The following is a 6,837-nucleotide window of genomic DNA, read 5'->3' as shown; positions in this document are numbered from 1 at the left end:
GACGCTCGTTCCGTCGCGGCCGAGCGAGCCGAGCGCATCGGCCAGCGTCGTGGCGACCCCGTGCAGGCAGCCGATCGCGGCTCCGATGTCCTCGATCACGCCGGCGATCTCGGCGCGCCGCGCGGCCTGCCGCTCGCCCGCCAGCGCCTCGGTCGTGTCGACGATGGTGCGCACGTCGGTGCCGGCCGCCACGGCTTCGGCCGCGGTGCGGGCCGACGACCGGGTGAGTTCGTCCGCGACCACGGCGAGCGGCCGCCCGACGGTGCCGAGCCGGCTGCTCTTGAGGGTGGCGTTGACGCCCATGATGCGGATGTCGGCCTCGACCGCCCGTACCGTGCCGATATGGCCGACCAACCGCTCGGCGATGCGCAGCACCTCCGCCATGATGCCGTCGGCGGTGTCGCGGGCGCTGCGGACGCTCTCGAACAGCAGGCGGGTGCGCGACACGTCCGCTTCGAGCTCGCTCAGGAAGGATTCGTCGCCCCGGCTCGTCGAGCCGTAGACGTCGCGGCCGAGCCGGACGACCTCGCGGGCATCGTCGCCGAGGCGGGCGAGCGAGCGATGAACGGCGGCGATCTCACCCGCGAGCTGGTCGGCCGCGTCGGCGAGCTGCGCCGCCTGCAGGGCACAGCCCTGGCCGACGAGGGCGCGCCGTGCCTCGGGATCGAGGTCGGCGAAGACGCTGCTGCGAGGGTCGATGTCGGCGATCCTGGCCAGGAGATCGGCCGTCGCGACGACGTGCTCTATCCGCTGACGGGTGGCGTCGCCGCATTGCAGAGCCATGACGACGCGTCCGACCCCGTCGGCGAGCCGCCGTGACCGGATGCCCACCTCGGCGGCGGCGCCGGCGGCGCAGCGCGACCGATCGGTGATCAGCGCGATGCTCGCCTCCAGCCGGCGCGGCACCTGCGCGATCGTCTCGGCGTGGCGGGCCGAAAACTCCGACTCGCCTTTCGAGGCGGAGCCGAGATGGACGGCGACCTCGGCCAGCTCGGCGCGGAAGTTCTGAAGGTTCGTGGTGGTGACGGCGAGCGAGCGCCCGATGCCGCCGATATAGTCGAGGAACTCCGCCCCTGCCGACCCGATTCCCGACGCCGTGATCCGGGCGTTGATGGTCAGCACGTCGATGGTGCGGATCTCCTTCGCGATCTCGTCGATGCGCCGGCGCAGCCGGTTGGTGACGCCGATCAGCTCGTCGAGCGCGGCGTGCTCGTCGCGACGATCGCCGCCGAGGGCGGCGGCCCGCGACGCGACGGCCGTCAGGCTGCCGGTGGCGCGCCGGAACGCGTCGCCGTCGAGCTCGCCCTGCAGGCTGCCGAACCGCTCGACGAGATGCTCGAGAAGTCCGACCGCGTCGCCCAGCCGGCGCCCGGTGTCGAGAAACGTCTCCTCCGCCACGCCGGCGGCATCGCCGAGCGCCTTGGCAGTGGCGAGGATGATGTCACGCAAGGTCGGTCCCGCAAGGCTCGGCGGCGGCCGCGATCGAGGCCGGACAGGGAACCGCCGCCGCGCCGCCGGCGACGAAGGTGCCATTACCATGGTGAGTTCGGGTTAAGGTCCGGTTGAGGCGCGGCGTCTGTGCGTCCGGTCGACGCGGGGCGGCTCTGCGTGCGATCTAGTGCGACGTCGCGGTGGCTTCGAGAATCGTGGGCGAATCGTCGCAACGGTCTGGTCGGGCCGCTCCCGCTCTCGGAAGCGTCTGGAACAAAGGTGCTTCAGTAAAGTGGTGTTTGTTCGGTGTTGAACTTTCGCGCAGCGCGTCGGGCTTTATTGGGCATCTAGTCCCGCAATGGCAGATCTGCGTGGTTTTACCGAAGCTTCGAATTTTTGGTCTTTCTATATTGAGTTCGTTTTCGAGGAGCCTTCATGAACATCGGATGGACGCCGAGGGCGTCGTCTCCGCACCCGGGCACGGCGGCCGGGCCGGCGCCCGTCGGCGGCGGCTTCGCTCCGTCCGGCCTGTCGATCCGACAGCGTCTCGTGCTGATCGTGCTGATGGCGGCGATCCCGATGGTGCTGCTGTCGGTCGACATCGTCTGGCGGCTGGCCGAGCGCGAGCGCGACAACAACACCCAGGCGATCCTCTACGCGGCCCATTCGGTGCTCAGCGCCGTCGAGGCGCAGCTCGGCAACTACGCCGCGGTGGGGCAGGCGCTCGGCGAGTCGCCGGCGCTCCAGAGCGACGATCTCGCGGCCTTCCGGGGCGAGGCGGAGCGCGCCATGATCGGCCTCCCCGGCGCCTGGGTGACGCTCGTCGCGCCGGACGGGCAGCAGGTGATGAACACGCTCTTGGCGCCGGGCGATCCGCTGCCGCGCGCCCCCGAGAGCGTCATGTCCGGCGCGCGCCTGGCTTTTGCCGAGAAGCGCGTCGTGATCACCGACGTGGTGAAGGGCCCGGTCGCGGGCGGGCCGGTGGTCGGCGCCGGCGTGCCGGTGCTGCGCGACGGCCGGCCGGCCTACTATTTGGTGATCGGGGTGCTCGCCGACACGTTCCGGGAGCTGCTCAACACCCGGCAGATGCCGCAGGGATGGATCGCCGCCATCATCGATCGCGACGGAAACTTCGTCGCCCGCTCGCTCGATCACGAGCGCTGGGTCGGCCGGCCGGCCTCGCCGGGCTGGCGTGCCATCATGCATGTCGACGGGATGGCCGAGGTGATCAGCGTCGAGGGGCGGCCGCTGATCACGGCGACCTCGCGGTCGTCACTCGGGTGGGCCGTCGGTGTCGCGACCGAAAAGGCCGGGTTCGAGGCGCCTATCCGTCGCACCATGCTCACGGCGGCGTTGCTGACCTCCGCCGTGGCGCTGATGAGCATGCTGCTCGCCGGCTTCGCGGCGCGGCGGATCACCGGGCCGATCGCCGCCCTGGAGGCCGGCGTCGTGCGGCTGGAGCGGGGTGAGCCGCCCGATGTCCGCACCACCGGCGTGCCGGAGGTCGACCACGCCCTGTTCGCCCTCGACACCGCGGCCCGCACGATCGCGGCGCGCGAGCGGTCGCTGCGCGAGAACGAGAGCCGCATCACCGCCATCCTGGACGTGCTCCCGGTCGGCGTCGCTCTCGTCGACCGCGACGGCCGGATCATCGTCGGCAACGGCAACTACCGGCGCTTCGTGCCGCAGGTGGTGCCGTCGCGCGACGAGATGCGGCAGGAGCTGTGGGAGGGCTGGGACGCCAACGGCCGGCGGATTCCGCCCGAGGCGTTCCCGTCCGCGCGGGCCCTGCGCGGCGATCCGGTCTGGCCCGGCGTCGAGCTGTTCTTCCGCGGCGACGACACACAGCCGGCGACCTGGACCCGGGTGGCGGCGCTGCCGTTCCGCGGCGAGAGCGGCGAGATCTCCGGCGCCGTGCAGATGATCGTCGACATCGACCAGGAGCGCCGCGCCGAGGAGGAGCGCCGCACGTTGCAGGCCGAGCTCCTGCATCTGTCACGCGTGTCCGACATGGGCCAGATGGCGGCGGCGCTCGCCCACGAGCTGAACCAGCCGCTCACCGCCGTCGCCGTGTATATCGGCGGCTGCCAGAAGCTGGTCGGCGCCGGCGCGCTCGACGAGGCGCGCCTCGACAAGCTCGGCGAGCTCCTGCGATCGACCAGCGAGCAGGCGCTGCGGGCCGGCGAGATCATCCGGCAGCTGCGCGAGTTCGTCCGCAAGGGCGAGAACGAGCTGCGGGTGGTGAGCGCCGCCGGCCTGATGCGCGAGTCCTGCACGCTGGCGCTCGCGGCGGCACGCCACAAGGACGTGGTGGTCCGGCTCGACGTCGATGCGCCCGGCGAGATTCTCGTCAACAAGGTGCAGATCCAGCAGGTGGTGTTCAATCTCGTGCGCAACGCGGTCGAGGCGATGGAGACGAGCGAGCGCAAGGAGCTGGCGATCCGGCTCGTCACCGGGCGGGACCGGATGGAGCTGAGCATCGCCGACACCGGCAGCGGCCTCGCTCCCGAGATCGCCGACCGGCTGTTCATGCCGTTCGTCTCCACCAAGACACAGGGCATGGGCATCGGCCTGTCGGTGTGCCGCAACATCATCGAGGCCCATCACGGGCGGATTTCCGCCGAGCCCAACCCGGGCGGCGGCACCGTCTTCAAGTTCTGGCTGCCGCTGCTGCGCGAGGAGTGAACCCGACATCCGCGGAGATGCGGCCGACCCTTACGGGCGACCGCCGACGCGCACGGTCGGGACCGTGGCGGTCGGAGTCCCGGTTGCCTGCGCATCGGAGCTGCCGGTCGGCTCGCTCCCGGATGGCACGCCGGATGCGGCGGCGCGCGCCGCCGCCCGCCGGGCCTCCCGCTCGGCGCGCCGTTCCGCCCGGCGCTCGGCGCGGCGCTCGGCCTTGCTCTGCCGGCGCGACTCGACCTTGCGGTCGGGCTCGGCGTCCGTCGTCGCGGCCAGCCGCTCGGGTGCATACGCATAGGCCCGATCGATCTCGCTCAGATACTGGCGCGTCGCCTTCGGCAGACGTCCGGCCTCGCGCAGCGGTGTGAAGTCCGAAGCGTCGTGCGGCGCGCGGCCGCGTCCGGTGAAGACGTGCACGCCGGCCTCGGTGACGACGATGTCGCCGCGTTCGAGCGTCGCGTCCTCGCGCAGCCGCGCCAGCGCGCCCTTCACGCCGCCGCCGCAGCGGCAGCCGGGCGTGAGCGACGTGCGGTGCGCGAAGGCGGTGGGCAACGCGCCGTAGCGCTTGCCGCGCGACGACACCGCGTCGGCGATGCCGTCCGGACCGTCGTCGCCGCCCCGGAACACCATCGTCTCGGTCCCTGGGCAGAGGGCGTCGCAACGTCGCTCGGCCGCCGCGCCGCTGAGGTCGCTGTCGAGCGGGATGTAGTAGCCATCACAGGTCCGCACGCACCAGGCGCGGCCGCCCGTCGACCGGCGCGCCTCGCTGCCGCGCGAGCGCGGCGTGATGGTGATCGACGGCCGTCGCGGCTCGCTCTGTGGGGCGCCCCATGGACTCCCGAACGGTGTTCCCCAGGATGGCGCTCCCCAGGACGGCGCGCCCCAGGCCGGCCGCGGCGGCGCGCTGCCCCACCCCGACCACTCGCGTCGCCAGAAGTCGAGTGCGTCGTTGGCATGCGACGAGACGGCGATGCCGCAGAACGTCGCGAGGCAGAGGGCGAACAGGATGCGGATCATCGGACGGCCTCGTCGACGATTGGGATGCAGCGAGAGGTGGCGCGAAGACGCGGGACGCGGCGGCAATCACGGCGAGGCCGCCGTTTCGAGAACCGGAGCACAGGCCGACGGTTCCTCGTCCGATGTCGGTTCGCGGACGGTCGCGCCGATGAGTGCGTGCGTCGCGGTCGCGGCGGGACGCCGCCGAGGAACACGCCGCTGCCGCGAAGGTTGGTCCCCGGGCGCGGCACACCCTGGTCGCCCCCAGCTCACCCCCTCGACATTCGGAGACCGTGATGACGCCGCAAACCGCCCGTGACCTGTTCGTGACAGGACTGCGCAACGCCCATGCGATGGAGCGCCAAGCCGAGGAACTGATGGAGCGCCAGATCGAGCGCACCGACACCTATCCCGAGGTCCAGGCGCGTCTGCGCCGGCATCTGGAGGAGACCCGCGCCCAGATCGGCCGGCTCGACCGCTGCCTCGAGGCCTGCGACGCCAGCGCCTCGACCCTCAAGGACGCGACCATGGCGTTCATGGGCAACATGGCCGCCATGGGCCACATGCCGGCGGCCGACGAGATCCTCAAGAACACCTTCGCCAACAACGCCTTCGAGCACTACGAGATCGCCGCCTACAAGTCGCTTCTGGCGCTCGCCGAGCGCGCCGGCGTCGACGCCTCGGCGCTGCTGTCGCAGTCGCTGAAGGAGGAGGAGGAGATGGCGGCGTGGATCGACGCCCACGTGAAAGACGTGACGCTCGCCTATCTGGCGCGCGAGGCGAGCGCGGCCTGATCAGGTCCCTGGTAGCCTGATCACGATCCATGATCCCGCGACCCATATCATAAGACGTGAAGACGCCCGGGCGTGCAGCCGCACCCCCGGGCGTCTTCACGTCGATCCCGGCCGAATGACGTGATCAGCTCCGGCCGGAGCCCGGCTCGGCCATCTTGCGGTGCTGCTCGGCGAGCGTGCCGGACGGCGTGACGGTGGCGAGCATGGTGGCGAGCTTGTTCTTCCAGCCGCTGACCACGTCGCCCTCGCCCTTCATCATCGCCTGGAAGCCGGTCTCGGCCACCATGGCGGGATCGTCCTTCGGCGCGGTGCCGACCTTGGTGTCCATCATGCCGGCGCGCTCGAAGAACTCGGTGTCGGTCGGGCCGGGCATCAGGCACGTCACGGTGACGCCGGTGTCCTTCAGCTCGTTGCGCAGCGCGAACGAGAACGAGTCGATGAACGCCTTGGTGCCGTTGTAGACGGCCTGGTAGGTGCCCGGCATGAAGCCGGCGATCGAGCCGGTCAGCATGATGCGGCCGCGCCCGCGCGCCCGCATGTCGCGGGCGACCTTCTGCACCAGATCGATCGTGCCGGTCACGTTGGTGTCGATGACCCGACGGACGTCCTCGAACGGCTGGTCGAGGAAGCCGTGGCCGAGGCCCCGACCCGCATTGGCGAGCAGCGCGTCGATCGGCCGTCCGCCGGCCGCGGCATGGAGGCGGTCGACGCCCTCGCGGGTCGCGAGATCGGCCTCGATCGCCTCGACGCCAGCGCCGAGCTCGCGGAAATTCTCGGCCGCGTTGTGGATGCGCGGCTCGTCGGCCGCGACGATCAGGTCGTAGCCGTTGCGGGCGCAGACGCGGGCGAGCTCGAAGCCGATGCCGGTCGAGGCACCGGTCACCATGGCGAGAGGGCGGGGGGCGGTCGGCATCGGGGGCTCCAGTCGGATCGG

5 protein-coding genes are annotated in these 6,837 nt (G+C 71.5%); 2 read left to right on the top strand and 3 right to left on the bottom strand.

Annotation, left to right across the window (positions count from 1 at the left end; all coding sequences use genetic code 11):
- Positions 1–1,449, bottom strand: a 1,449-nt coding sequence (locus CCR97_RS27780) for a hypothetical protein (RefSeq protein WP_201160083.1), incomplete at its 3' end; no start/stop codon positions are given.
- 417 nt (positions 1,450–1,866) lie between these two features.
- Here CCR97_RS27780 and CCR97_RS27775 point away from each other — a divergent pair.
- Positions 1,867–4,116 (top strand): sensor histidine kinase, encoded by a 2,250-nt coding sequence (locus CCR97_RS27775; RefSeq protein ID WP_111359823.1) that lies wholly within the window; start codon positions 1,867–1,869, stop codon positions 4,114–4,116.
- A gap of 30 nt (positions 4,117–4,146) precedes the next feature.
- Here the strand turns inward: CCR97_RS27775 and CCR97_RS27770 are convergent, their stop codons facing one another.
- On the bottom strand, positions 4,147–5,130 hold the full coding sequence (locus CCR97_RS27770; protein ID WP_201160082.1) for a DUF2865 domain-containing protein: 984 nt from the start codon (positions 5,128–5,130) through the stop codon (positions 4,147–4,149).
- Positions 5,131–5,405: 275 nt separating this feature from the next.
- Here CCR97_RS27770 and CCR97_RS27765 point away from each other — a divergent pair, with 275 nt between their 5' ends.
- Positions 5,406–5,903 (top strand): ferritin-like domain-containing protein, encoded by a 498-nt coding sequence (locus tag CCR97_RS27765; protein ID WP_111360615.1) that lies wholly within the window; start codon positions 5,406–5,408, stop codon positions 5,901–5,903.
- A 124-nt stretch (positions 5,904–6,027) separates the two neighbouring features.
- Here CCR97_RS27765 and CCR97_RS27760 read toward each other — a convergent pair whose 3' ends face one another.
- Positions 6,028–6,816: an SDR family NAD(P)-dependent oxidoreductase gene (locus CCR97_RS27760; protein ID WP_111359847.1), complete on the bottom strand. Its 789-nt coding sequence runs from the start codon at positions 6,814–6,816 to the stop codon at positions 6,028–6,030.
- Between the last annotated feature and the right edge of the window lie 21 nt (positions 6,817–6,837).

The organism is Rhodoplanes elegans (assembly GCF_016653355.1).
Classification (GTDB): Bacteria; Pseudomonadota; Alphaproteobacteria; order Rhizobiales; family Xanthobacteraceae; genus Rhodoplanes; species Rhodoplanes elegans.
Note: the sequence above shows the minus strand (reverse complement) of the source record. Positions and strands in the feature narration are given on the sequence as shown.